Genomic DNA, 26144 nt, shown 5'->3' with positions numbered 1-26144 from the left:
ATAGCAGCTGGAGTTATGGGGTTTTATGGTAGAAGGTCTTTGCAATAAATTAGCTCACAGTGGATATGGTAGAACGTTTATAATTATAAAACCTAATGAAAATCCATATGCTGTCTCTGAAGATACAACGATGCCTGCAAAACAAATCTTCTATTGAACGTGGGTAATTAAACAAGTCACAAATTATAATTTGTGACTTGTTTAAGGTTGGATACTAAATGTGTTGCTTTCAATATTGAAAGCAACTTTTAAGTTTGTGATTAATAGTTAACTTAATAAATTTTGGGTTAAAATAAAAACAAATTTTTAATCAAGTCCCACAAAAAGTACGATAAGGGCGATTCGTCGGTGCAGGCGGAATGCAGTATTCTTCTTGATCTGTAGAATACGCATAAGGGTTTGATAAAGCTTCAAGAAGTTTCTCCATTACGCTATAGTCGTCATTTGTAACAGCTGCTTCTAGTGCTTCTTCTACACGGTGGTTCCTTGGGATGATTGATGGGTTATTATTTTTCATCATTTCGTAGGCGTTTTCTTTCGATTGTTCTTGTCTTTTTAATCGAGATTGCCACAGTTTGTACCAATCTTTATATTCAGGACTTTCAAATAGAGCTGTATTTTCAATAGCATCAAGAGTTAATGAACGGAATGTATTTGTATAATCTGCTTTATATTTCTCCATCATTTTTAAAAGTTGCTCAATAAGTGGTTGATCTTGTTCTTCGGTACTAAATAGTCCTAATTTCTTTTTCATTCCAAGGAACCAATGGTTTTCATACTGTACGCTAAATTTCGAAATTTCGTCTTGGGCGATCTTTAATGCTTCTTCTTCATCTTCGTGCAGAATTGGTATTAAAGATTCTGCTAATCGAGCGAGGTCCCATGCGGCCATATATGGTTGATTTCCATATGCATAACGACCTTGTGTGTCAATAGAGCTAAATACGGTTCCTTGATTGTAATTGTCCATAAATGCACAAGGACCGTAATCAATTGTTTCGCCACTAATCGTTATATTGTCAGTGTTCATTACACCGTGGATAAATCCAACAAGTTGCCATTTTGCGATAAGACTGGCTTGTCTTTTAATGACTTCTTGTAGTAATGCAGTATATCGGTTTTCATGAGCTTCAATTTCTGGGTAATGCCTTTTTATCGTATAGTCAGCTAGTGATTTCAGGTCCTCTATTGAACCACGAGCTGCAGCATATTGAAATGTACCGACGCGTATATGGCTACTAGCTACTCTAGTTAAAATTGCTCCAGGTAACTTTGTTTCACGATATGTTGCTTCACCAGTTGTGACAACTGCTAAACTGCGAGTAGTCGGAATATCAAGTGCATACATTGCCTCACTAATGATATATTCACGTAGCATCGGACCGAGTGCAGCACGGCCATCTCCTCGGCGTGAATAGGGAGTAGGGCCAGAACCTTTCAGTTGAATATCGAAACGCTCACCTGAAGGAGTAATTTGTTCGCCAATTAAAAGAGCACGACCGTCGCCTAACATATTAAAATGTCCGAATTGATGGCCAGCATATGCTTGAGCTAATGGATGAGCTCCTTCTGGGAGTGCATTACCAGCGAAAATAGCAATTTCAGCTTCCTTTTTCAGTTCTTCAGGGGTCAAGCCAAGAGATATCGCTAATGAATGGTTTAGTTTAACTAACTCCGGTGAACTTACGGGAGTAGGGGGGATTTCTGTATAAAATGATTGTGGTAAAGTCGTATAACTATTATCTAAATTCCAACCTGTTTCATTATTTTTAGTCATTGTATCTCCTCCTTTTTGTATTTTAAGTTATGTATTTGTACGTATGTATTCTTTGTAAAGTTAACTAAAAGTATAATATAATATTTCCCCTTGCAATCTATTGTAAGGACTTCATTGCACTATGTCTATTTAACAGCAAATTTAAAACCTCCATTTTAAGAAAATGGAGGTTTTATTATTATTTAATTTTTACAATTATTTTTCCTTTTGCTCTTCCAGACTCTGAATATTCCATTGCTTTTTGCGCATCTTCAAAAGGGAAGACTCGATCGATTACCGGTTTGATTTTTCCGGCTTCAATATAGTTTGCAATAGTACGTAATTGATCCCCGCTTGGCTTCATAAATAAAAATGAATATTGAGCATTATGCTTTTTTTCAAGTGCAGTAAGTTTTTTGCTGGCTAATGAAAATAAGAGAGTTTTAAAGAATCCTGAACCAAATTCTTTACCGAAGCGTGCATTCGGCATACCTGAAACGGAAACAATGTTTCCTCTGCTTTTTATAATATTGAATGATTTTTCAAGCGTTGCACCGCCGATTGTATCAAATACCGCATCATAATTTTTTAGTATATCTTCAAATTTTTCTGTTTTGTAATTAATAATTTCATCTGCGCCAAGAGACGTTACTAAATTTGCACCAGCTTCACTAGCAGTCGTTGTAACAGTAGCACCCATTATTTTTGCTAACTGAATTGCGAAAGTACCAACACCACCGGATCCAGCGTGAATTAAAATCTTTTGTCCTTTTTGTAATTGCATGATGTCATGTAATGCTTGATATGATGTTAAGCCAACAAGTGGAATCGAAGCAGCTTCCTCAAAACTTAAATTTTTCGGCTTTAAAGCTATATCATCTTCATGAATGGCTATATACTCCGCGAAAGTACCAATCTTATTTTTTCTTGGACGAGCATATATTGCATCACCAACTTTAAAACGAGTTACTTTTGATCCAACCTTCGTGATGACACCGGCAAAGTCATTACCAAGGATTAGGGGCATTTCATATTTCAGTAACATTTTTACTTTTCCGTCGCGTATTTTAAAATCAATTGGGTTAATACTAGCTGCATGAATTTCTGCGAGCACCTCATACTCTTTTATTTCAGGAGTAGGTACCTCTGCCATACGCATTGGGACTTTTCCATATCTATCAATTATCATTGCTTTCATTTCTTATACCTCCAAGTTTTAATAAAAGTTTTGCAATAGCTTCTCAATATCTAATACAAGATTTTTTAATAAACCTAATTTTGTACGTATATCAATATAATAAAAATTCTTTGTACCTTCTTTTCTCATTAAAATAATGCCAGCTTCTCGTAAAATCTTAAGGTGATGTGATACTGCTGGACGGGAAAGGTGTGTTTGCTTCGTGATTTCTCCTACACGTAATCCTGTTTGACATTCCGTTTCCATTAGCACTAATAAAATAGCTTGACGTGTTTCATCACCAATTGCCAATAATACTTTTTGAGAATCAATAAAATCTTTTTTTATAATATTTAATTGTTCTTGTTTATTCATTTCAATCACTTTGCCTCCTGCTAATTAGTCGAAAGGTTTAAGATAACGAACCATTACTTCGATACGGTAATGCTACATGATTGTTGTATGAGGTGCAATATTGGGAAAGAAAATCGAGACGAATGAATTTTTTATTTTTGAAAATTATAGGGAGATAGAAAAGGGATTGGAAGGACTACATAACACAATAGATGAAGTTTTAAAAACAAAAAATGATGTAACAATAAAATAAGCGGTCGTAACCTTGTATAATCCATAAGGTTACGACCGTTTATAATGTTTTTATTATTTTTGATTTTTACGATAGAACATAGTTCAACGTAAAGTACGTTCTTTTGTTTTACACTTTCATACAGATATAATTCAGGTGGATTATATCTGTATGAAAAGGTAAAAGGGATTTTGGGGCGTAATCTATCTATATGATAATTCAAAATGAAATATAAGTCTATATTTTAATGTTTTTTTTGATTATATTTATGTCACTGAGCTCAGAACAATGATGTGGAGGGTAAATATATGAAATCGAATTATGTACCAGTTTTAATTGTTGGAGGGGGATTATCTGGGTTAGCGTCTGCGTTATTTCTTGCAAAACATAACATTGAGTACTTACTTATTGAAAGGCATCCGTCTACTGCCATTCATCCGAAAGCAGGCGGTCTTACTTTACGTACAATGGAGTTATTTCGAGAATTAGGCTTGGAACAAAGAATTAAATTGGCAGGTAAAGCATTAGAGAACTGCCGAGGAAGAATAGCGGTTCATACAATAGCTGAGGCGAATAAAGAAGAATTGGAACAAATGAGAGCGACGCAATACAGAAACGATGAAGAGTTACTTCAAAAAATAGAAAAGATTAGTCCATCAAAACAAACTGCATGTTATCAAATTATTTTAGAAGAGATGATGTTACAAGAAGCAAAAACGCTAGGCGGGCAACTATCTTTTTATCATGAATTAGTTTCATTTGAACAAAATGAAAACGGGGCAAAAGCAAAGATTCGAAATCGTGAAACAGAAAAAGAAAGTGTCATACATTGTGACTATGTAATTGCAGCGGATGGAGCGAAAAGTAAAATACGTGAGCAGTTAGGGATTAAAACTGAGGGGCGTGGAACCATTGGTGGCTATTATATGAATATTTATTTTGAAGCTGATTTAAGAGAGTTTATACAAGGAGACGCATTCGGTTTTTCGATGGTACTTCATCCGGAGGTTCTTGGTGCACTTATCCCAGTTGATAACGTAAAAAAATGGATTTATCATGTAGCCTACGATCCATTAAAAGGAGAGGGGCTAGAGGACTTCACTATAGAACGTTGTAAACAAATTATTCAAATAGCAATTGGAAGTACAAATGTTGAATCAAAAATATTAAGTGTTTTACCGTGGGAAGCGGCCGAAAGTACAGCGGTGAAATTTCAAGGAAATCGAACCTTTTTAGTTGGAGATTCAGCACATATTATGCCGCCAACAGGAGGATTTGGTTCAAATACAGGAATACAAGATGCGCATAACTTAGCTTGGAAATTAGCGGCTGTTATAAAAGGGAAGGCAAAACCAAAATTGTTAGAAACATATCATGAAGAGAGACACTCTGTTGCAAAATTAACGACAGCTTATGCAAGTAGTTTACTGTTTCGTGCTGCGAATAGAGAGGAAGGCAGTTTGAATAATATGGATGTTTTAGCTGTTACAGTTGGATATCAGTATTGTTCAGAGGCAATTATAGATAATTCAGTCACTCCACATAGAATGGATAGCATAGAGTTGAACGGGAGACCTGGAACACGAGCACAGCATTTATGGGGAACGTATGAAGGAAAGAAAGTTTCTACATTAGACTTATTCGGTAACAGTTTTGTATTACTTACAGGAGTAGAAAATAGTTCTTGGGCTGAGGCAGCACATGCTGTTTCAGCTAAATTAGGAATAAATATAAAAGGGTATCGTGTTGGCTTAAGTGGAGACTTTGTTGTTCCAGAAGATATTTTTAGCAAATTATATGGTATAGAGAATGGAGGTGCTGTATTAATTAGACCAGATGGCTTTATCGGATGGCGTTCGGAAAAAACGGTAGTAAATCCAGATATAGTATTGGAAGAGGTAATGAGAAATTTATTATGTGATTTTTAAGTAACTACAGAAATATTGTTTTATGTGCTTCACTGTACTGAAAAAAATATTCACAAATTTCAATAGGTTTGGTATGATTAAATTCGACAAGTTAATAGAGGCCGGAGATATTTGAGAAAAGCCATAAATTTATTTAGGGATACAGGAGTGTATTCTAAATAATTTATGGCTTTTTTTATTGAATGAATCGTACAAAATAGAGAGTTACATATGAAAAGGAGGACTATAGGAATTAAATAGGATAATACTAGTTATCTATATTAATAATATAGATAAAGTATATTTGTAAGATTGGAATTTTAATATAGGTCTATAAAAATAATGAAAGTGTGTCTTCTATTTCGTGTAAATCTCATTAGCTTGTTGAAATTTGCAACGTAGGAAGGGTTAGAAGGATGAGAAAGATTATTAGCGTTTTAGTTATTTTCTTTATGACGGGAAGTATCTTTGTTGGGGGAGCTGTTCATGCGAAAGCAGAAGGGAAGCATGAATGGAATACGAATAAGTTTTTAAATATTGCACATCGCGGAGCAAGTGGACATGCACCTGAGCATACTTTTGCTTCTTATGATTTAGTGAAAAAAATGAAAGCGGATTATTTAGAGTTAGATATTCAATTAACAAAGGATGGCCAATTAATTGCAATGCATGATACAGCAGTTGATCGCACTACAAATGGAACAGGCGAAGTACGTGATAAAACGTTAAGCGAAATAAAGAGTTTAGATGCAGGAACGTGGTTTAATAAAGCGTATCCAGAAAAGGCTAAGCAAGAGTATGTTGGGCAAAAAGTTCCGACTCTTGAAGAAATCTTCCAAAAGTATGGAAGAAGCATGAAGTATTACATTGAAACAAAATCACCAGATGTGTATCCAGGAATGGAAGAGAAATTGTTAGCATTGTTAAATAAATATAATTTAGTAGGTCAAAACATGTCATCTAGCCGTGTTATGATTCAATCATTTAGTAAAGATAGTTTGAAAAAGATTCATAGTATGAATGAAAATATTCCGTTAGTTCAATTGCTTTGGTATTATCCAAATGAAAACAATGAAATTGTTGAATGGTCTGGCATTACACATGAACCGAAAAGTGTAACGAATGATGATTTTCAAGAAATTAAAAAGTATGCAGCTGGTATTGGACCAAACTTACGTAATGATAACGGAGAACTAATTATTGATGAATCATATATGAAAATAGCTAGGAAAAATGGACTGTTAATTCATCCTTATACAATTAATGAGAAACCAGAGATGAGACTGTTAATCAAATGGGGTGCTACAGGAATCTTTACAAATTATCCGGATCGATTACATAGTGTATTGAAGGGGAAATAAGTGAAAAAGGGTATACCAGTGTTTTAGGTACACCCTTTTTAATTTAACTCCCCGATAAACAGAATCTCTTTTTCGTAGCATTCATCTTCATCATAAATAATTTCTTGAAAGCGAAGCGTTTCGAAGGAATGACAAACTGGAATTTCTAATTTCTCCCAAAAATCAATTTCATTTGAAAGAAGAATCCATTTTTGAAATTCACTATTTCTATTAAAAAAATTATGAAAGTAGTCCTCATTTTTAAATATAATGATTTGCGAACCCCACAAATTATTTATAGAAATTAAAACAACAACTCGATATGTATGTGTATCGCTCGGTTTCATATTTATTAAATGATTTGCTTGATTTAATAAGGTTTGAATACATAATCGCTTTACTTTTCTAGGTGTTTTACGAGAGTCGATAAAAGTTTGCGAAACTGGCAATAGCATATTCCAATATTCATCGTTATAGAAAATAGAAGGGAACGTTTTTGTATGTTCCTCAATTCGCTTTATTAAAGTGTTTGTTTTTCGTTTCATACCACGTATTTTCTTTTCACGCATTGTGAGTCATCTCCATAAATTTTTGTAATGCAGCAGAGTGATATATATCTTTTCTAGTAATAAAAGTAGTAGGAACTTTTTTGAAGCTATTTGGTAAAGGGTTGAATGATATGTCATGTTTATGATCATTTAAAATAGACTTCATCATAATTGCTATGCCCATACCTGATTTTACACATGCGAGTATCGCCTCAATTGTTCCGAACTCTAATACTCGCTTAGGTGAAATTCCTTCTTCTTGAAGCCAATCTTCTAATAAATTTCTATAATAGCACCCGCGACTAAATGCAAGTAAATTCATGTCTCCGATGTCTTTAAAGGAAGATAAAGGATTTTTGCTAATGAGAACTAATTCTTCTTCACGAAATATATTTGTATGAAGTTCAGTATGCTGAGTAGAGCCAGCTATAAACGCTCCGTCCAGTTTTCGTTCTAATACAAGCCTAATCAATTGTTCCGTCGTATTTGATTCTAAAATCAATTCGACTTTTGGGTATTTCTCATAATAGGCTGTTAATATAGATGGAAGTCTTACAGCGGTTGTAGATTCTGTACATCCAATTTTTAAAGTGCCTCTTGGTTCGATCCCATTACTTTGAACTGCTTTAACAGATTGATCTATTAAGTGGATAATTTGTTTGGCGTATGTTAATAAAATCTCACCGTTAGAAGTTAAAGTTACACCTTTTCCGTTTCGGTAAAATAAAGGCACACCTAATTCGTTTTCTAGTTGTTTCATACGCATTGTTACGCCAGACTGTACATAGTTTAAATTTTTCGCTGCGTGAGATATGTTTTTTTCTTTCGCAACTTCGTAAAATACAGTTAAATCTTTTATATCCAAGTATCATCCCTCCATAAAAGGTATCATTTTTTTTGATGGATTACATAATAAATCTTTATTTTATATGATATCAGAACTTTCATACAATGAAAGGGGGATGGAGGGATTATTGTGTTAATGGAAGAAAGGGTGAATAGTACTTATAAGTGGGTTATGTTAATTTTTGCGACAGTTGCTCAAACAACAGCGACACTTATAACGTATGGTGTTGGAGCGTTTGCATTATTTTGGAAAGAAGAATATGCACTTACGAATACGGAGAGTGGATTGCTAGTAAGTGTTGTAAATATAGGACCGCTATTTTGTATGCTTTTTGTCGGGCGGCTACTTGATCAATACAATGAAAAGTTGTTAATTTCGATAAGCTCATTTTTACTAGGAGGTTCATTTTTACTGACTAATATGGTCAATGAATTTAATGGGTTACTCTTTGTACTTTTATTAGTAGGAACGTTTTATAGTGTTTCGCAGCCAGGAGGAAGTAAGGTGATAATAAAGTGGTTCCCAAAAGAAAATCGCGGGTTAGCAATGGGGATTAGACAAGCTGGTATACCGATTGGTGGCACGTTAGCGGGAGTATTGATCCCGTTTCTTACAATAAAATATAATATGGCTTATGCGGTAAATAGTATTGCATGCATTTGTATAATTGGAGGGTTTTTATTTTTTATATTTTATAAGGAACCATATATTCAAGAGAAAGTTAAACAAGAACGTATTAAACTTTCTTTTTGGATGCAGTTAAAAGAAGTGATGTGTAAAAAAGAGTTGTATGCAATTTATATAACTGGCATTTGTATGATTTCATTGCAAATGGTGTTAGTTGCACACTTTATAAAATTTTTAGTATTGGAACAATCAATCACGCCAATTTTAGCTGGAAAAGTATTTTCCGTTATGTTCTTTTCTGGAATGGTTGGTAGGGTTATATTAGCAGCTACTAGTGATTTGTTTTATAAGGGAAATCGGCGCACCCCTTTATTTATAACTGTTTGTATTTCTATTCTCTTCATTCTAATATTAGTAATGAGCATACATACAATAACGAATGTATTGTATGGTGTAAGTGCATTGTTAGGGTTCTTTTCGATTGGATGGTTTAGTCTTTTTATAACTGAAGTTGCAGAATCAGCAAGTGAAGAATCGGTAGGGATGACAGTGAGTTTTGCACTTACATTAAATCAAATTTCCATTATTGTTGCACCTGCTTTATTTGGTTATATTGTAGATAAGAAGGGATATACGTATGCGTGGTTATGCATAGTTGTATTACTAACTATTTCAGCGGTTAGCTTATATAGGAATTATAGAAAATAAAGGAATGTTAGCAATGTAAATTTTTTGTGAAGAAAGTCTAAAGAAATGTTGAATGAGCGACATTTCTTTTTTTATTTGTTGTATAATCAAAATGTAAATGAGATTCGTTTTCAATTTCGTTCATTACCTCTTTTGAAATTACCTGTAATTTTAGCCATAATTAGCTGTTTTTCTTTATCGTTATTTGCATGATTTATTTTATTTAAAAATTTTTCAGCATCATTTCCTTTTAATATCATAATTTGTTTTCCGTAATATTCAATTAATACCATGTTGTTTTTTGTTATCCGATAATGAAACATCTTATCATCTAAACGGTTGCGTTTATCGGTGTTTTTCATATTACATCTCCATTCTTTTTAGTATGTAACAAATGTTACAAAAGAATTTGAAATTATAGTGTAATGCATCCGATTGTATGTTGGAAATTTTGCTAGAAAGAAATACAATAGAGAGTAGTCAAAATTGAAAATGAGAAAAAGGAATCTAGTTTTAACATAGTGAATATTAAATAATATTATAATATACTTGATAATTAAAAGATATAAAATAGAATGGATGTACGTTAAGTGAAACTAGATAAAAGAGGGTTCCTAGTATGTTAAAGAAATGGTTAATCGTTTTCTTTATTTTTGCTGTTTTTTGTGGAAGTGTTGTTACACTAATACATGCAAATAAAGGAAAAAAATATGATGTAAAGGCATTTTTAAATGTAAATAGTAAGCAAAAAGATGTTAAGCAGGAAGTTGATGCGAATGCGAAAAAGCGTTATGAAATTGCAGCTGGAAAACTAGATCAGTACTTAAAAGATAAAGGATTTAATGGGAGTGTTCTTGTAGCAAGTAAAGATCATGTCATTTTACGAAAAGGGTACGGTTATGCGAATGTGAAAGATCAAGTATTAACAACTCCAAGAACGAAATATCGCATTGGGTCTATTACGAAAACAGTTGTTGCAATATCTATTATGCAACTAAAAGAAAAAGGGAAGTTGAACATTGAAGACAATGTAAATAAATATATCCCATCGTTTCCGGCAGATAAAAACATTACGTTACGAAATTTGTTAACACATACGTCTGGATTACCAGAACAGGGACAAGGTAGTGTTGACGCAGCATCACGGTTAAAATTAGTAACGTGGATTGGGGCACAAACGTTACAATTTCCAGCAGGGACAGGATGGAAATATACAGATTATAATTATATGGTGCTTGCATATATTGTAGAAAAAATATCGAATAAACCACTTGCTGAATATGTGAAAGAAAATATTTTGACTCCTGTTGAAATGCATGAATCTGGAATGGGCGCAACACTTCCAGAGGATATTTTCTTAGCAGAAGGGTATACGAAAAAAGATAATAAGTTAATAGCCACGCCTCGCTTAAAAATGAACTGGCTGTATGGTTGTGGTGAAATGTATACGACTGTTGAAGATATGAAAAAGTTAGATGAAGCTATTATGGATGGTAAACTACTTTCTAAACAAAGTGTATCAGATATGTTTTCTGCATCACCTGCAAGAAAATATGGATTTAGTTTCTATATTTACCCAGATTATTATCATAACCACGGTGTATTAGCTGGCTGGAACACTTTTAATAATTTTAACTGGGATAAACGAACGTTTGTCATATTATTTTCTAACGTCCAAAATGGTATGAATGATGCATTTAATCAAGAATTTAGGAAAATGGCGAATGATTTAATAGAAGGAAAATAATTATAAAAAATCGGTATTGATATGTAATTATCAATACCGATTTTTTTATTTTGTAAAGTTTTACTTACTGCCCACAAATAGCGGGATAAATAGGTAAGAAAGGTGATTGGCATTTGAATAAACCAAAATAGGTAGTTAAATGCTAAGTAATGTAAAGAATAATTGGTAATTTTTACATTGATAAAAAAGCTTGAGCTTCACACTATGTGAAGCTTTACATTATTGGAGACAAGAACAGGAGGTTGAAAAAATGAAAAAAGTAATAAAGTTTTGTTTAATAGCTACATTATCTACAACGATTATTAGTGGATGCTCTTTTGAGGGTAACAATGAAAATGTTAAAGGGGAAGAAGGAGAAAAAGTAGAGGTACAGAAAAATGCTGGGAAATATACGATGCCAGATGAAAAAGATAAACATGAAGGTACATGGCTGCAATGGCCACATGAATACACATATGGTGAAGAGTATAAGCAGGAAGTTGAACCTATTTGGGTTAAGATGGCAAGTGCTTTAACTGAGGGAGAGAAAGTCCACATTGTTGCATATGACCAGGAAGAAAAGAAGAGAATCAATAAGCTTTTAACAGATGAAGGGTTAAATATGGAGAAGATTGATTTCTTTATCGCGCCTACTGATGATGTATGGGCAAGAGATAGTGGACCGATTTTTGTTTATGACAATAATAAAAATTTAAAAATATTAGACCCGGCATTTAATGGATGGGGAAAGAAAACGCCTTACAAAAATGATGCTCGAATACGAGAGAATGTCAGTAAACAATCAGGAATTGAAAGAATTGATTGGGGGAAATTTGTCCTTGAAGGTGGTGCAATTGAGTTAGACAGCAATGGAACTGCTTTATTAACTCGAAGTGCAGTAACGAATAAAAATAGAAATCCTAATTTATCAGAAAAGGAAATTGAAAAATATATAAGTGACCTTGGGGTATCAAACTTTATTTGGTTAGACGGAGTACCTAATTTAGATATTACGGACTTTCATATTGATGGATTTGCTAAATTCCATAATAACTCTACCATTGTAACGATGAAAGAAGATGACCTAGCCGAATGGGGTTTATCTAATAAAGATATGAATACATTGTTAGATGCCAAAAATGCTTCAGGACAGAAATATAAGTATGAATACTTGCCGCTTAGTAAAGAAAAAGTTGCTTTAGAAAATGGAAAAACTCTCGATTATAAGGGATCGTATATCAATTATTATATTGGGAATACAGTTGTATTAGTGCCTAATTATAATGATCCGAATGATAAAATCGCAAACGATACGATTCAGAAGTTATACCCGGATCGTAAAGTAGTTGGCATTGATGTGAGAGAGCTTTATAAAAATGGTGGCATGATTCATTGTGTGACACAACAACAACCAATTGCATTGAAGTAATTAATTGTAATTTCGTTGTGCTGCTATATAGACAAAATAGGTGAAATCTTATCTTTACCTATTTTGTCGTTCCTTATTATTTGTAAAAATAAAAATTAAATATAATGATAATTGAATTGTAGTGTATGTTCGCTTTTCGTTTTATATGGTAAAGGAGAAAAATGTTTGTGTTAAAGAATTTTAAAATAGTGTTTTCGTATTTCCCTATCGTTTTACAGTACATTTTAAATGTAGCTTTAATTTGCTTAGGGGTTGTTCTAAGTGTATTTCTTATGAAAGAAGTCATTCAGTTTATACAAGAACTGAAATTGGATGGTAATGAATCTAGTTATCATTTAATTGATAGTATCGTCGTATTCTTTTTGTACTTTGAATTCATCGTAATGATTATAAAGTATTTTCAAATGAATTTTCATTTTCCATTACGATATTTTATATATATAGGTATAACAGCTATTGTGCGTCTCATCATTATAGATCACGATAGTCCGTTAGATTTATTGTTATATGCCTGTGCAATCTTTGTATTAATTAGTGCGTTGTTCATTGCGAATTCTAAAATGATGCGTCGGGATTTAGAATAGTGAACATTTGTTGTTGAATTAAATAAGATATTTTATCTTTTTGCAAAAAAGGAGTAACGGTATTGAAAGAAATAATCTTAACCAGCCTCATAATGATAGGGTTTATGATTCTATTATTTAATTGTATACTTTCGTGATTTAAAAGAATAAAAGGTTAATAGAGAAAGAGGTTTTTGTAAATATGGTTCATTACAATAATCAAAATAGTTTACATTTATAAGTTTTGCATTCATAGGTATTGAAGCAATAGGGGTTGAAATTGAAGATCCCTTTGGTCAGGATCCAAATGATCTTCCGCTAGAAGGAATTTGTATAGGAGTAGAAGCGCATTTAGTGAATTTATATAATCAAAACGATCTATTAGAAGTAATGGGTTTGAATCGTGATAAAAAAATCATTTAATCATTTATTGTTGTTTTAAAATAGGTTATTTAAAAAACTTGTCAAGAGTCAATTTAAGGCTTAACGTCAGCTTTATATTTTTTATATAAATATATAATATTTCTCCATGCTATAATCCATTCATGAAATATACGCGGTTCATGAGTTGTAATGAAAAGAGAAATGAATTGAGGAATAGTTGGCTTTGTGAAATCAGTTATGTAACTACTATTAAAAAGCGAGGTAAATAATATGGAACAAAAACATAATGGGATTATTTTTACTGCAATACCAGACGAATCGAATGAATATTATCAACCATTTTATGAAGACTTGATTTACTTTAATGAATGTTTAAATGAAAAGAAATCAATGGCAGATCAACTTATATCTTTATCTGTTGAAGAACAAGACTTTCATACGAGCTGTTTTGAGTATGATGATATTTGGCTAAGAGATGTTGCACCGGTTGCCACAAATCATCTAGTTAAATTTAAATATCGACCAAATTATTTGCCAGATGATCAAGGGCGATATTTAGATCAACAATTTAATAAATGGTTGAAAAAGAATGACTTTGAATATGTAAAATCTCCATTAATATTAGATGGTGGTAATCTTATTTGGAATAAAAAAGATACTGTAATATTAACAGAACGCATATTTGATGATAACGATGATTGGACAGAAGAGGAAATTATTGAGCAGTTAGAATGGGATTTAGATGTGAGCCGAGTTATTATTATTCCTGCTGAAGAAGGGGATGTACTAGCACACGCAGACGGAATGGTTAAATTTATTGATGAACATACAATGTTTATTAGTGATTTTTTAGGGGATCATGAATTTAGATATAGTGTTCAAGAGATTATTCAAGAACAAATGCCAGAAGCTGCATTTATAGTTGTTCCTTCATCGTATACAGAGAAAGGACAATATGATCAAGAGATAGCATCGGCAAAAGGATTGTATATAAATATGTTAGAATCATGTGATGCTCTGTATGTTCCTAAGTTTGGACTAGCTAAAGACGAGGAAGTTTTACGATATATTCAACAGTATACGGAGAAACAAGTTATTCAAATTCATGTAGGAGAAATATCAACAATGGGAGGCGCGATGAATTGTTTAACGTGGTATTGTCCAAGTCATTTGTTACCTTCGAAAATAAGAAGATTGAAAAATCAGAATGAAGATTTTTCAATGAAGAAGATTTTTGATTGGTTTTAATAAATAAGTAATGAAAAGAAAATGTATTCAAGGAGTATTGATATGTATACCATCGCTGAGTTTTCTCGGATTTGTAAAATGAGTACGCGGATGTTAAGACATTATGACAAAGAGGAGATATTAAAACCGGCATATGTGAATCCGGTTAATGGGTATAGGTATTATGAACAAGGACAGCTGGAAGTAGCGTTGAAAATCAAAAAGCTAAGGGAGTATAAATTTCCTCTTCCAAAAATTAAAATTGTTTTGCAGTCATCGGATCAAGATTCGTTTGTTCAACATATACAATCACAAATTATCGAGTTGTCTCAGGAAGTGAAGCAAAATTTACAGGTTATTTCAGAAATGAATGAAATGGTAAAGGTGAATAGTAGTCTAAATACTGCTCGTCATAGAAATTACGATATATTAATGGGAATGAGGAATGAAGTAACGATAATTATTCAAAGAGTAAAAATAGATATGGATGATATGGATGATTATTTTTATGACTTATATGAAGAGGTACAAAAAAATAATTTTCAAATAGTCGGTTCACCATCTGCAGTCTTTTATGATGAAGAATATATTCCAAGTAACAGTGATATTGAATTAAGAATCCCGGTTATGCAGGGGAATGATGAAGACGTAGCACAAGAGTATGAAATGAAAAAACTAAGTCCACATCAAATCGTTACTACTATGCATTATGGAAGTTACGACTATATTGGTTACGCTTATATAGCGTTAGAAGAATGGGTTGAAAAAAATGGGTGTGTAATAGTTAATTCGCCATATGAGGTTTATATAAAGGGGCCTGAATGTGATTGTTTAGCAGAAGAGTATGTGACACAAATTTGTTTTTTAGTTACGAAAATAGAATGAGAATAAGGATTGACATTAACATTATGTCAATCCTTATTCTATGTACGAAAGCAATTTATCATAATAAAAAGGCGAAATAAAGAGTCACCTTATAAAGTTGCTACAAGTAAATGAAGATATTCCTGTTGACCTTAACACGATGTCAAAGTATAGACTGTACGTACATTCATATAAGGGGTGAACACGTATGAGAAATATAGAAAATAGTTTGTTTTATATGCCTGCGGAATGGGAGAAACATGAAGGTACATGGCTGCAATGGCCTCATGATAAAGCTAATAGAGGTGAAGGTTACAGAGCTAAGCTAGATGATATTTGGGTAACGATGGCAAAGGAGCTTCATTACGGAGAAATTGTCCATATTGTTGTATATGATGAGGAAGAAAAAGTACATGTCCAATCGAAGTTAATGGAAGCGAAAGTGGATATGGATAAAATTGATTTCTTAGTTCAAGAGACGGATGATGTGTGGATAAGAGATAATGGACCGATCTTTGTAAAAGATAAGGAAGGCAATCTCTGCTTAACACACTGGGTTTTTAATGGTTGGGGAGATAAATATCCGTATGAAAATGATGCTGTTATTCCGGCAAAAATAAGTGAGATGTATAGTATTCCAAAAGTTAAATCTAGTGTCTGTCTAGAAGGTGGAGGAATAGAGATAAACGGAAATGGAACCTTAATGGCGGCAAAAACTTCTATTATAAATGAAAATCGAAACCCTACACTAAGTCAGGAAGAGATTGAAATGGAGTTAACGAAGTATTTGGGGGTAACGAATTTTATATGGATAACTGGTATTCGTGGTGAGGATAATTATGATGAAGATACGGATTACCATATTGATGGCGCAGCACGTTTTGTAAATGAAAATACAATTCTTTATGAATATGATCCTTTCGGGGAGAGTGAATCCTACCTTTTGGAGGCGTACGAAAAGCATTATCAAGAATTGAGACAAGCAAGAAATATAGATGGAAAACCATTTCAGCTTATACCAGTACCGGTGACAAGAAAAGCTGTAAAAGAAGCAGATTGTAAGGGCTCATATTTAAACTTTTATATTGGAAATGAGGTTGTATTGGTTCCTATATATGGCGATGAGCATGACAAGTTGGCGCTTCAAATTATTGAAGGGCAGTTTCCGGGAAGAAGAATTGTCGGCATTTATGTAAATGAGCTGTTTGCGTATGGTGGCATGATTCACTGTGTGACGCAGCAACATTTAGCATAAAGTAACCGAAATGAAAAAAGCATGCAGAGTATATACTCTGCATGCTTTTTATAATGCTGAAAACTCCTCAACAAGTTGAGTGAATTGTTTCAATGCACTTTCAATCGGTTCTGGCGTAGTTAAATCAACACCAGCTTTTTTCAATAAGTTTAGTGGATAGTCAGAACTTCCGCCTTTAAGGAATTCAATATAATGTTTTTGAGCATTTGGATCGCCGCTTAATAGTTTATCAGCGATTTGAATGGCAGATGCGAATCCAGTTGCATATTTGTATACGTAAAACGGGCGATAGAAATGAGGGATTCTAGCCCATCCGTATTTTACTTCTTCATCAAATACAAGTGAATCACCGTTATATTCTTTAAATAGCTTTTCATAAATTTCACTGAAGACTTGGGCATTTAATGGTTTACCTTGCTCAGCCATTTCATGTGTGATTTTTTCAAATTCTGCAAACATGATTTGTGTAAAGAAAGTACCTTTAAATTTCTCAATAAAATGGTTAACTAAATGGTTACGCACGTTCGTTTCTTTTGCTTCTTTTAATAAATAGTGAATTAATAACACTTCATTTACTGTAGAAGCGACTTCTGCCACAAAGATAGAATAATGTGCAGAAATTCTTGGTTGGTATCCATGTGAATAGTGCGTATGCATACCGTGCCCGCATTCATGAGTAAGAGTGAACAGGCTATTTAAATCATCGTGATGATTTAAAAGAATGAAAGGATGAACACCGTATACACCAAAGTTATAAGCACCAGAACGTTTTCCTGGTGTTTCTCTTACGTCTATATATCGTTTATCTTTAAAACTTTTTAATGTCTCAATATATTCTTCTCCTAAAGGAGCTAGTGATGCAATCATAATGTCAAATGCTTCACTATATGGGATGTCTTGTTTTGCACCTTCTACTAAATCGATGCCTAAGTCGTATTGTCTTAGTTCATCTACGTTTAATTTTTCTTTTCGAATTTCATTGTATGTATGTAATGTTTGAATGTTTTTTTTCGTTGTATCAATAAGGTTTTCATATACTTCTTTCGGAACCATATCGCCAAATAATGATTTCTCTAGCGCTGATGGATAGTTTCTTAGCTTCGAAACGGTAACATTATTTTTAATAGCAGCGGATAAAGTAGATGCGATGGAATTCTTTAACTGAACATATGGTTTGTAATATGCTTTATAAGCTTCTTTACGCTTTTCACGATTCGTATCTTCTATTAACTTTGCATACATTCCGCGTGTTAAGTTCACTTTTTCTCCATCGTCAGTCGTCACTTCACCAAATAATATATCTGCATTGTTTAACATACCAAATGTGTGCTGTGGAGAAGAAAGAGCTTCACCCATCTGTGATAAAATTGCTTCTTGGTCCTTATTCAATACGTGTTTTTTATAACGATATAATTCAAATAAGTCTTCTTTATAATATTGTAAGCCTTCTGTTTCTTCTATGTAAGAATGTAATGTGCTTTCGTCTATGCTAAGTAAGAAGGGGGAAAAGAAAGATTTAGCTGCACTTACTTTCACGTGTAATTGTGATACTTTATCGACAAGAGATTGCGCGTCAGTATCGCGTGTATCAAGGTCAGATTGTAATCGTGCATAAGCGAACATTAAAGATATTATGCTAGAAATTTCTTCACTCTTCGTTAAATAAGCTAATAAACTATTGCCATCGTGAATATTGCCATTAAACTCGTGTAATTCCTTCGTTAATACTTCAATTTTATGAAAATCACTTTCCCAATCTTCAATTGTATGGTAAATGTCTGTTAAATCCCATTTTTCTATATCAGCTACTTGTAATCGATCTTTAAGTTCTGTCATAATCATTTCCTTTCTAAACATGTAGTTATATTTCTATATAACTATGAAATACAACAAATTGCAAAAAATCCCTGCTGAAAATTGAAAAGCCTTGCTAAAATAACAAGGCTTACATACTTATAGTGTAATTCCAAATTTTGAATGTAAAAGGTTTGTAAATTGCATGTCTGTAACGGTTTCTTTCGTTTTTTTACCATTTTTCGCTACTGTAAGGCTATCTTTCGTTAAAGAGGCATGCCCATCTTCAGTTAGTTTTACAATAAGAGGTAGTTTATTAAAGGGTGATCCTTCATGTTCAACGATAATTTTTTGTGCTGTATTTGCTTTTTCTTCATCCACTTCTTCTATATAAAATGCATAGCCTAACGTCCAATCATCAGCAGAAGATTGATCCAAGAACTCATTGTTTTTCCGCATCTCTAAAATGTAGTTTCCCTTTTCGGTCATTTCTTTACGAATACGATAATCTCCTGTAACAGAGTGAATGACTTCACCTGAGAAAGGGACAGGGGCAAGAGGTAAGTATGATCCGAATCCTACTTCAATTAAATAAAGTTCATTATGATGTGTTAAAACGGTTGCAATATGGCCAGAATCAACAGCCCATATGGAGTTTGTAGCGTTATAAACTGTTCCTGAAACGAGATGAACATCGAATCCAGAATCTTTCAAGAAGTAATACATAGTAGGATTGAGTTCATAACAAAGACCGCCACGGTTATTTACTAAAATTTTCTCTTTCAAATTTTCTTTTGATATTTCTTTAAAATTCTTTTCGAGAATATTTAAGTTTTCAAAAGGAACAGTTTGTGCCATTGCGTACATAATGTTAGATAAATCTTCAAATGAAACTGTGTCTTTTTCTTCTATATATAATCGTACGAAAAATTGTTTTTGAAAGTCTGTCATAGAAATCCCTCCGTTATGTTTTTATAGGTAAATTGTAAACAATCTTGAATAGGATGTGAAATTAAAACTACGTTGAATATTTGAAGTGAGATTAAAAATAATGTGGGAGAGTGAGAGATTGCTACTTTACTAACGGTGGAACGAATATTATAATAATTCTGATAAACTATGCAAACGCTTTCTTAGAAGGGGATGGTGTACAGATGTTTAAAAGAGTAACAATAGTCGGATTGTCAGTTGTTATGTTTTTACCTAGTATATATGAGGGGAGTAAAGCATATGCAGATACAGTTAACAATGGAACGTTAATGCAGTATTTTGAGTGGTATGCTCCGAATGATGGGGATCATTGGAATCGTTTGCGTACTGATGCTGAAAATTTAGCGCAAAAAGGAATTACATCTGTTTGGATACCACCTGCATATAAAGGAACTACGCAAAATGACGTAGGATATGGAGCGTATGATTTATATGATTTGGGGGAATTCAATCAAAAGGGAACAGTGCGGACGAAATATGGGACGAAAGCACAATTGAAGTCTGCAATTGACGCTTTACATAAGAAAAACATCGATGTATACGGTGATGTAGTTATGAATCATAAAGGTGGGGCTGATTATACAGAAACTGTCACAGCAGTTGAGGTAGACCCAAGCAATCGAAATGTTGAAGTATCAGGTGATTATGAAATTAGTGCTTGGACAGGATTTAACTTTCCAGGGCGTGGAGATTCTTATTCTAATTTCAAATGGAAATGGTATCATTTTGACGGAACAGATTGGGATGAAGGAAAGAAATTAAACCGAATTTATAAATTTAGGGGCATAGGTAAAACGTGGGACTGGGAAGTGTCTAGCGAGAATGGGAATTATGATTATTTGATGTACGCGGATCTTGATTTTGATCATCCAGATGTTGCGAATGAAATGAAAAAATGGGGAACGTGGTATGCGAAGGAATTAAATTTAGATGGCTTTCGTTTAGATGCTGTTAAACATATTGATCATGAATATTTGCGCGATTGGGTAAATCATGTTAGACAGCAAACGGGGAAAGAAATGTTTACAGTAGCTGAATATTGGCAAAATGATATCCAGACTTTAAATAATTATTTAGCGAAGGTCAATTATAATCAATCTGTGTTCGATGCACCACTGCATTATAATTTTCATTATGCTTCAACAGGAAATGGGAATTATGATATGAGAAATATTTTAAAAGGAACGGTAGTTGCGAATCATCCTACACTTGCGGTTACTCTAGTTGAAAATCATGATTCACAGCCTGGTCAGTCATTGGAATCTGTAGTGAGCCCTTGGTTCAAACCGTTGGCATATGCATTTATTTTAACGCGTGCAGAGGGATATCCTTCTGTTTTCTATGGTGATTACTATGGTACAAAAGGAAATAGTAACTATGAAATTCCAGCGTTAAAGGAAAAAATTGATCCGATTTTGACGGCACGAAAAAACTTTGCATATGGTACGCAGCGGGATTATTTTGATCATCCAGATGTAATTGGCTGGACAAGAGAAGGTGATAGTGTACATGCTAATTCTGGTTTAGCAACGTTAATCTCTGATGGACCAGGAGGGTCAAAGTGGATGGATGTTGGGAAGAATAACGCAGGGGAAGTATGGTACGATATTACGGGTAATCAAACAAATACTGTAACAATTAATAAGGACGGGGGGGGGCAGTTCCAAGTAAGTGGAGGATCAGTTTCCATATATGTTCAGCAGTAATTTTGTGATGAAAAAGGAGAGGTAGACTGAAATATAAGTTTTCCTCTCCTTTTTATATGGTGCATATTTATTTTTCCTGAATCTTTATTGTAATAAAAGAACTAGTCGACCTTTATAACAACAAGAGATGCATTGGAATAAATAATGTCACCCGTGGCTTCTCTTATTCGTAATCGAAGAACATCTCCTTGGTTTAAAGGTAATAGATCAGTTCTGGCGGATGTGGCTCTTACCCCAGAAGCACCACCAACTCGTGTTTCAATTGCGAATTGAATGGAATCGTTTATTGTAAGATTTAATATGCTAGACGAAATAGCTTGTATTACAAATACGATTGAAAAGGATACAGAGTATACACCAGTGGTATCAATTGTAATGGAGTTGTCTACTGGATTTAGAGTAGTTCCACTAACAGGTCCTGGAATGGTAAAGTTGACATTTGTATTAACTACTGCTGAAAAACCGATTCCTACTTCAGAAGTTATTGTTCCAAATACGGGAAGAATCCCTAAACCAGTTGCGCCAGTGGGACCAGTTATTCCAATTCCGGTAGGGCCTGTAACCCCAGTGGGACCAGTTATTCCGATACCGGCAGGACCTGTAACCCCAGTGGGGCCAGTTATTCCGATTCCGGTAGGACCTGTAACCCCGGTGGGACCAGTTATTCCGATTCCAGTAAAACCTGTCGCACCGGTAGGGCCTGTGATTCCAGTAGGTCCAGTAGGGAAAGTAAATGGTGGAATTGATGGTAGTGTGGGACCGATTAAATTTGGTTCCAGAGCAGGTCCATGTAAAGTATTATATTCTTCATTCATATAGTAAACCTCCTATCATTGCTTGTCATAATTATTAAATGTATTAGAGGAAGTAAATGACATTCGCAATAGCGGAGCCGCTTCTATAATTTTTCCTCAGCAAATATAGGTCTAGTTTAAGTGATATTGAAGCGTACAGTTACGTACTACTTAAGTATGACACCTTTACTTCTCACGTAACATATAGTATGATGATTTCAATAAATTAGATTTCAATGACTATAATATAAATTAATGAGAGGTGCTTTTTGTGAGTGCGGTAGGTACTAAATAGGAAAAATTTAATGAAATAAGTCAGATAAGAACAGGGGATTTTTATGTATACCATACCCCTAACTTTGTCATGGATTTATTTCGATACCTATGAAGATACCTACAATACTTTATAAAGCGTGTAATAAGGGACTGCCATCTATTTTTTTATGGCTTATTTCCTCATATGTTATTACACATGCCTTGTAAATGTAAAAGCTGCGGTATCCCCGCAGCTTTTTTGTATATATTTTTAATGTATAAAAATGGTAATTGAATAATGTAGAACTCATTGGAATCTAATGAGTAGGTATCTTCATTTATGATAAAAATCAATCATAGTGAGGAGAAACAAAATGAATACGATGACTTTTGAAAAGTTACAATATAACGAATTAAAGGATATAGTGAAATCTTATTGTGTAAGTGGATTAGGTAAGGAATTATTAAACAAATTAGAGCCGAGTACGAGTCTAAAAGTAGTGAGAAATCGCTTGAATGAAACGACAGAAGCACGAGCTATATTAGATGCAGAGGGGCATGTTCCTTTCTTCGGCATTTCTAATATTGCTAGTACAATTCAAAAATTAGAAAAAGGGATGATTTTAGATCCAGAAGAATTAGTAAGTGTTTCAGACTTTTTACGTGGATGTAGAAAGATTAAAAAGTTTATGTTAGATAAAGAATTTTTTGCACCAGTATTAGCTTCTTATGCAAATTCAATGACTGAATATAAAAGTATTGAAGAGGAAATTAACTTTTCAATTAAAGGAAATAGTATTGATGTAGCTGCAAGTAAAGAGTTAAAGCGAATTCGAAATAATATTGATTCTGTAGATGGGAAAATAAAAGAACGTTTAATGAAATTTTTAAATAGTAGTGCAAATAAGAAATTCATTCAGGAATTCTTTATTAGTAAAAAGGATGACCGTTATACGATTCCAATTAAATCTTCCTATAAAAATCAAGTTGCTGGAAGTATTATTGAAGCCTCGGCAAAAGGCTCTACTGTATTTATAGAACCGCATACGGTTACGAAATTGAATGCAGAATTAGCAGGTTTGAAAGCAGAAGAAGCGGTTGAAGAGTATCAGATTTTAGCGACTTTATCAGGAATGGTGTTAGAAAACATTTATAGTATAAAGATTAACATGGAGCTAATTAGTCAGTATGATATGGTATTTGCGAAGGCAAAGTTTAGTAAATCGATTGATGGAATAGAGCCGAAGTTAAATGATCATGGCTACATTCATTTAGTGAATTGTAAGCATCCGCTTTTAACAGGGCAAGTTGTACCGTTACATTTTAAAATTGGTCAAGAGTATCGTAGTTTAATTATTACAGGGCCGAATGCGGGCGGAAAGACAATTGTGTTAAAAACGATTGGATTGTTAACATTAGCTACAATGTCAGGCCTTCATATTGCAGGAGATAGAGGTACAGAAATCGCTATTTTCGAAAATGTATTCGTAGATATTGGTGATAATCAAAGTATTGAAAATGCATTAAGTACATTTTCGTCTCATATGAAAAATCTTTCTGAGATTATGAGGATGTCAAATAATAATACGTTGCTATTATTTGATGAAATAGGGAGCGGTACAGAACCGAATGAAGGTGCAGCACTTGCAATTTCTATTTTAGAAGAATTGTACCTTGCGGGATGTATTACCGTTGCGAGTACGCATTACGGAGAAATTAAACGCTTCTCAGAAATGCACGATGACTTTATGAATGCAGCGATGCAATTTAATAGTGAAACGTTAGAGCCGCTTTATAAATTAGTTATCGGAAAATCAGGGGAAAGTAATGCACTTTGGATTGCGAATAAAATGAGCGTAAAAGAACATGTACTGAAAAGAGCGAAAGAGTACATGGGAAATAAAGAGTACGCTTTAGAAAAAGTGAATGAAAGTAAAATTAGAAAACCGAAATTTGTACAAGAAAAAAGAGAATCTCATTATGAGTACAAAATCGGCGATCGTGTGAATTTATTGGATTATGATGATTTAGGTATCATCTATAAGGAAAAAGATAATTTTTATAACGTTGTTGTATATTATAACGGTGAATTCGTTGAAGTAAATGTAAAACGTATTACTTTAGAAGTAGCAGCGAAGGAGTTATATCCAGAAGGGTACGATTTAAATACACTATTTGTTGATTATAAAGAAAGAAAAATGCAACACGATATTGAGCGCGGATCGAAAAAAGCACTGCGTAAAATTCAAAAAGAAATAAGAAAGAATAGAGGATAAGTTAAAATGGTAACGATTAGACAAGAACAAAAAAATGATTATAGAAAAACAGAAGAAGTCGTAAAAGAAGCATTTTTACTTGAAGAATTTAGTGATAAAACAGAACATGAACTTGTAAAACGTATTAGAGAATGTGACGCGTTTGTTCCGGAGTTATCAATTGTTGCGGTAGATGAAGATATAGTTGGTCACATTATGTTATCAAAAATTACAATAGAACAAGATAGAACTTCTGTAGAATCGTTAGCACTTGCGCCAGTTTCAGTTGCTAGGGGCCATCAGAAGAAAGGAATTGGCGGAAAACTGATTACGGCTGCTTTAGAAAAAGCGAAAGAACTTGGATACGGATCAGTTGTAGTATTAGGACATCCAGAGTACTACCCGAAATTTGGTTTTAAGAAAGCAAGTGAGTGGAATGTAAAAGCACCGTTTGAAGTGCCTGAAGAAGTGTTTATGGCGATGGAGCTAAGAGAGAACGCTCTCCAAGGTGTAGAAGGAGTTGTTCAGTATTCGAGTGCTTTTGCTGAGTAGGAGTAACGGTTAAGAAATGTAATCATAAAAGATGCTATCTTTTTGTATGGATATACAGAAAGATAGCTTTTTTTATTAAGCGGATCTACTGACGTATATTTTGCTCAATGAATAATTGAGGTGGTAAAATTGAGATAGAAACGTAAAGGGAGAGAATAGAATGAATAAGCGAGAAACAGATAGCAATGAGAATGCAGTTACGTTATATGTTACAAGACACGGTAAAACAATATTAAATACGAATCATCGCGCGCAAGGTTGGGCTGATTCTCCATTAGTAGAAAAAGGTGTTGAAGTTGCCACAAATTTAGGAACAGGATTAAAAGATATTCATTTTATGAATGCGTATAGTAGTGATAGTGGCCGAGCGATTGAAACTGCTAATTTAGTATTAAAATATAGTGAGCAATCAAAATTAAAACTTGAGCAAAGAAAAGATTTGCGAGAATTAAATTTCGGTATTTTTGAAGGTGAAAAACTTGAGAATATGTGGGATGTGGTTGGAAAAGCTGCAGGCGTTCCATCACCAGAAGAACTTATGAAGTTTTCTATTCAAGAAGTGATTAATCTTATTAGAGTAGCAGATCCTACAAAACAGGCGGAAGATTGGGAATTATTTTCTACTCGTATAAAAGCTGAGATAGATAAAATTAGTGAAGAAGCTGCTGGAAATGGTGGCGGTAACGTTTTAGTTGTCGTTCATGGGCTTTTGATTACTACCTTAATAGAAATGTTAGACAGTAGCAAAACAAAACTTGGGGTGGAAAATGCTAGTGTGACGAAGATTGTATACCAAGATGGAACATATACAGTCGAGTCGGTTGGAGATATGAGTTATGTTGCAAAAGGGAAAGAAAGTGTGGAAATATAATTAA

General features: G+C 33.6%; 23 protein-coding genes and 1 pseudogene. 15 read left to right on the top strand and 9 right to left on the bottom strand.

All coding sequences use genetic code 11. The features are described 5' to 3' along the window. Positions 1-25 precede the first annotated feature (25 nt). A complete protein-coding gene (locus DOS87_RS30325) occupies positions 26-157 on the top strand; it encodes a hypothetical protein (protein ID WP_000229166.1) in 132 nt (43 codons plus the stop codon). Positions 158-310: 153 nt separating this feature from the next. Here the strand turns inward: DOS87_RS30325 and DOS87_RS19560 are convergent, their stop codons facing one another. The 3 genes from DOS87_RS19560 to DOS87_RS19550 form a co-directional block, all read right to left on the bottom strand. Continuing rightward, complete coding sequence (locus tag DOS87_RS19560; RefSeq protein ID WP_000164912.1) at positions 311-1777, bottom strand: protein adenylyltransferase SelO; 1467 nt, start codon at positions 1775-1777, stop codon at positions 311-313. A 178-nt stretch (positions 1778-1955) separates the two neighbouring features. Further along, positions 1956-2954 (bottom strand): NADP-dependent oxidoreductase, encoded by a 999-nt coding sequence (locus tag DOS87_RS19555; RefSeq protein ID WP_000646432.1) that lies wholly within the window; start codon positions 2952-2954, stop codon positions 1956-1958. A gap of 18 nt (positions 2955-2972) precedes the next feature. After that, on the bottom strand, positions 2973-3317 hold the full coding sequence (locus DOS87_RS19550; protein ID WP_000571870.1) for an ArsR/SmtB family transcription factor: 345 nt from the start codon (positions 3315-3317) through the stop codon (positions 2973-2975). A 510-nt stretch (positions 3318-3827) separates the two neighbouring features. On the opposite strand from DOS87_RS19550, the gene DOS87_RS19545 reads away from it, so the two are divergent. Together DOS87_RS19545 and DOS87_RS19540 are read left to right on the top strand one after the other, a co-directional pair. Then, positions 3828-5447, top strand: coding sequence for an FAD-dependent oxidoreductase (locus DOS87_RS19545; protein WP_044784019.1), 1620 nt, complete (start codon positions 3828-3830; stop codon positions 5445-5447). Between the two features lie 395 nt (positions 5448-5842). Then, on the top strand, positions 5843-6787 hold the full coding sequence (locus DOS87_RS19540; protein ID WP_208730114.1) for a glycerophosphodiester phosphodiesterase: 945 nt from the start codon (positions 5843-5845) through the stop codon (positions 6785-6787). A 38-nt stretch (positions 6788-6825) separates the two neighbouring features. Here DOS87_RS19540 and DOS87_RS19535 read toward each other — a convergent pair whose 3' ends face one another. Further along, positions 6826-7335, bottom strand: a complete 510-nt coding sequence (locus DOS87_RS19535; RefSeq protein WP_001208325.1) for a DUF3916 domain-containing protein — start codon at positions 7333-7335, stop codon at positions 6826-6828. After that, complete coding sequence (locus DOS87_RS19530; protein WP_000351677.1) at positions 7328-8179, bottom strand: LysR family transcriptional regulator; 852 nt, start codon at positions 8177-8179, stop codon at positions 7328-7330. The genes DOS87_RS19535 and DOS87_RS19530 overlap by 8 nt, the downstream gene beginning before the upstream one ends. A gap of 117 nt (positions 8180-8296) precedes the next feature. On the opposite strand from DOS87_RS19530, the gene DOS87_RS19525 reads away from it, so the two are divergent. Continuing rightward, entirely contained in the window at positions 8297-9496 is a 1200-nt protein-coding gene (locus DOS87_RS19525; RefSeq protein WP_015945864.1) for an MFS transporter, read from the top strand. Positions 9497-9606: 110 nt separating this feature from the next. On the opposite strand, the gene DOS87_RS19520 is transcribed toward DOS87_RS19525, so the two are convergent. Beyond that, a complete protein-coding gene (locus tag DOS87_RS19520; protein WP_000798793.1) occupies positions 9607-9837 on the bottom strand; it encodes a hypothetical protein in 231 nt (76 codons plus the stop codon). A gap of 257 nt (positions 9838-10094) precedes the next feature. On the opposite strand from DOS87_RS19520, the gene DOS87_RS19515 reads away from it, so the two are divergent. From DOS87_RS19515 to DOS87_RS19485, 7 genes and pseudogenes are all read left to right on the top strand, one after another. Further along, a complete protein-coding gene (locus DOS87_RS19515; protein ID WP_000915206.1) occupies positions 10095-11222 on the top strand; it encodes a serine hydrolase domain-containing protein in 1128 nt (375 codons plus the stop codon). A 250-nt stretch (positions 11223-11472) separates the two neighbouring features. Next, a complete protein-coding gene (locus tag DOS87_RS19510) occupies positions 11473-12630 on the top strand; it encodes an agmatine deiminase family protein (RefSeq protein WP_074789808.1) in 1158 nt (385 codons plus the stop codon). A 167-nt stretch (positions 12631-12797) separates the two neighbouring features. After that, a complete protein-coding gene (psiE, locus tag DOS87_RS19505) occupies positions 12798-13214 on the top strand; it encodes a phosphate-starvation-inducible protein PsiE (protein WP_000916570.1) in 417 nt (138 codons plus the stop codon). 210 nt (positions 13215-13424) lie between these two features. Then, positions 13425-13616 (top strand): annotated as a pseudogene (locus DOS87_RS19500) (bestrophin family ion channel); the annotation flags it as partial. 231 nt (positions 13617-13847) lie between these two features. Beyond that, entirely contained in the window at positions 13848-14825 is a 978-nt protein-coding gene (locus DOS87_RS19495) for an agmatine deiminase family protein (protein ID WP_000435525.1), read from the top strand. A 42-nt stretch (positions 14826-14867) separates the two neighbouring features. Continuing rightward, positions 14868-15689, top strand: coding sequence for a MerR family transcriptional regulator (locus tag DOS87_RS19490; protein ID WP_000287988.1), 822 nt, complete (start codon positions 14868-14870; stop codon positions 15687-15689). A gap of 187 nt (positions 15690-15876) precedes the next feature. Continuing rightward, positions 15877-16923, top strand: a complete 1047-nt coding sequence (locus DOS87_RS19485; RefSeq protein ID WP_001244192.1) for an agmatine deiminase family protein — start codon at positions 15877-15879, stop codon at positions 16921-16923. Between the two features lie 48 nt (positions 16924-16971). On the opposite strand, the gene pepF is transcribed toward DOS87_RS19485, so the two are convergent. Next, the gene (gene pepF, locus DOS87_RS19480; protein ID WP_000137532.1) at positions 16972-18759 is read right to left on the bottom strand and encodes an oligoendopeptidase F; all 1788 of its coding nucleotides are present in this window, start codon (positions 18757-18759) and stop codon (positions 16972-16974) included. 117 nt (positions 18760-18876) lie between these two features. Beyond that, complete coding sequence (locus DOS87_RS19475) at positions 18877-19668, bottom strand: arylamine N-acetyltransferase family protein (RefSeq protein WP_000129232.1); 792 nt, start codon at positions 19666-19668, stop codon at positions 18877-18879. A 203-nt stretch (positions 19669-19871) separates the two neighbouring features. Between DOS87_RS19475 and amyS the strand changes: the two genes are divergently transcribed. Then, the gene (amyS, locus tag DOS87_RS19470) at positions 19872-21413 is read left to right on the top strand and encodes an alpha-amylase (protein WP_208730113.1); all 1542 of its coding nucleotides are present in this window, start codon (positions 19872-19874) and stop codon (positions 21411-21413) included. Positions 21414-21514: 101 nt separating this feature from the next. Here the strand turns inward: amyS and DOS87_RS19465 are convergent, their stop codons facing one another. Next, positions 21515-22228 (bottom strand): exosporium leader peptide-containing protein, encoded by a 714-nt coding sequence (locus tag DOS87_RS19465; RefSeq protein WP_001001586.1) that lies wholly within the window; start codon positions 22226-22228, stop codon positions 21515-21517. Between the two features lie 608 nt (positions 22229-22836). Between DOS87_RS19465 and DOS87_RS19460 the strand changes: the two genes are divergently transcribed. The 3 genes from DOS87_RS19460 (at position 22837) to DOS87_RS19450 (ending at position 26140) form a co-directional block, all read left to right on the top strand. Then, the gene (locus DOS87_RS19460) at positions 22837-24738 is read left to right on the top strand and encodes an endonuclease MutS2 (protein WP_208730112.1); all 1902 of its coding nucleotides are present in this window, start codon (positions 22837-22839) and stop codon (positions 24736-24738) included. A gap of 6 nt (positions 24739-24744) precedes the next feature. After that, positions 24745-25269 (top strand): GNAT family N-acetyltransferase, encoded by a 525-nt coding sequence (locus DOS87_RS19455; protein WP_000256475.1) that lies wholly within the window; start codon positions 24745-24747, stop codon positions 25267-25269. Between the two features lie 160 nt (positions 25270-25429). Then, positions 25430-26140 (top strand): histidine phosphatase family protein, encoded by a 711-nt coding sequence (locus DOS87_RS19450; protein ID WP_001042048.1) that lies wholly within the window; start codon positions 25430-25432, stop codon positions 26138-26140. Positions 26141-26144 lie beyond the last annotated feature (4 nt).

It is taken from the genome of Bacillus sp. CR71, from assembly GCF_003429245.1.
GTDB lineage: Bacteria > Bacillota > Bacilli > Bacillales > Bacillaceae_G > Bacillus_A > Bacillus_A thuringiensis_S.
The sequence above is the reverse complement of the archived record's forward strand: the minus strand, read 5'-3'. Positions and strand labels throughout refer to the sequence as shown.

Excerpts from the sequence above, each read along its gene's own strand:
- DOS87_RS30325 (WP_000229166.1), top strand. The coding sequence starts at position 26 with ATGGTAGAAGGTCTTTGCAATAAATTAGCTCACAGTGGATATGGTAGA.
- DOS87_RS19560 (WP_000164912.1), bottom strand. The coding sequence starts at position 1,777 with ATGACTAAAAATAATGAAACAGGTTGGAATTTAGATAATAGTTATACG.
- DOS87_RS19555 (WP_000646432.1), bottom strand. The coding sequence starts at position 2,954 with ATGAAAGCAATGATAATTGATAGATATGGAAAAGTCCCAATGCGTATG.
- DOS87_RS19545 (WP_044784019.1), top strand. The coding sequence starts at position 3,828 with ATGAAATCGAATTATGTACCAGTTTTAATTGTTGGAGGGGGATTATCT.
- DOS87_RS19540 (WP_208730114.1), top strand. The coding sequence starts at position 5,843 with ATGAGAAAGATTATTAGCGTTTTAGTTATTTTCTTTATGACGGGAAGT.
- DOS87_RS19535 (WP_001208325.1), bottom strand. The coding sequence starts at position 7,335 with ATGCGTGAAAAGAAAATACGTGGTATGAAACGAAAAACAAACACTTTA.
- DOS87_RS19525 (WP_015945864.1), top strand. The coding sequence starts at position 8,297 with ATGGAAGAAAGGGTGAATAGTACTTATAAGTGGGTTATGTTAATTTTT.
- DOS87_RS19520 (WP_000798793.1), bottom strand. The coding sequence starts at position 9,837 with ATGAAAAACACCGATAAACGCAACCGTTTAGATGATAAGATGTTTCAT.
- DOS87_RS19515 (WP_000915206.1), top strand. The coding sequence starts at position 10,095 with ATGTTAAAGAAATGGTTAATCGTTTTCTTTATTTTTGCTGTTTTTTGT.
- DOS87_RS19510 (WP_074789808.1), top strand. The coding sequence starts at position 11,473 with ATGAAAAAAGTAATAAAGTTTTGTTTAATAGCTACATTATCTACAACG.
- DOS87_RS19495 (WP_000435525.1), top strand. The coding sequence starts at position 13,848 with ATGGAACAAAAACATAATGGGATTATTTTTACTGCAATACCAGACGAA.
- DOS87_RS19490 (WP_000287988.1), top strand. The coding sequence starts at position 14,868 with ATGTATACCATCGCTGAGTTTTCTCGGATTTGTAAAATGAGTACGCGG.
- DOS87_RS19485 (WP_001244192.1), top strand. The coding sequence starts at position 15,877 with ATGAGAAATATAGAAAATAGTTTGTTTTATATGCCTGCGGAATGGGAG.
- pepF (WP_000137532.1), bottom strand. The coding sequence starts at position 18,759 with ATGACAGAACTTAAAGATCGATTACAAGTAGCTGATATAGAAAAATGG.
- DOS87_RS19475 (WP_000129232.1), bottom strand. The coding sequence starts at position 19,668 with ATGACAGACTTTCAAAAACAATTTTTCGTACGATTATATATAGAAGAA.
- amyS (WP_208730113.1), top strand. The coding sequence starts at position 19,872 with ATGTTTAAAAGAGTAACAATAGTCGGATTGTCAGTTGTTATGTTTTTA.
- DOS87_RS19465 (WP_001001586.1), bottom strand. The coding sequence starts at position 22,228 with ATGAATGAAGAATATAATACTTTACATGGACCTGCTCTGGAACCAAAT.
- DOS87_RS19460 (WP_208730112.1), top strand. The coding sequence starts at position 22,837 with ATGAATACGATGACTTTTGAAAAGTTACAATATAACGAATTAAAGGAT.
- DOS87_RS19455 (WP_000256475.1), top strand. The coding sequence starts at position 24,745 with ATGGTAACGATTAGACAAGAACAAAAAAATGATTATAGAAAAACAGAA.
- DOS87_RS19450 (WP_001042048.1), top strand. The coding sequence starts at position 25,430 with ATGAATAAGCGAGAAACAGATAGCAATGAGAATGCAGTTACGTTATAT.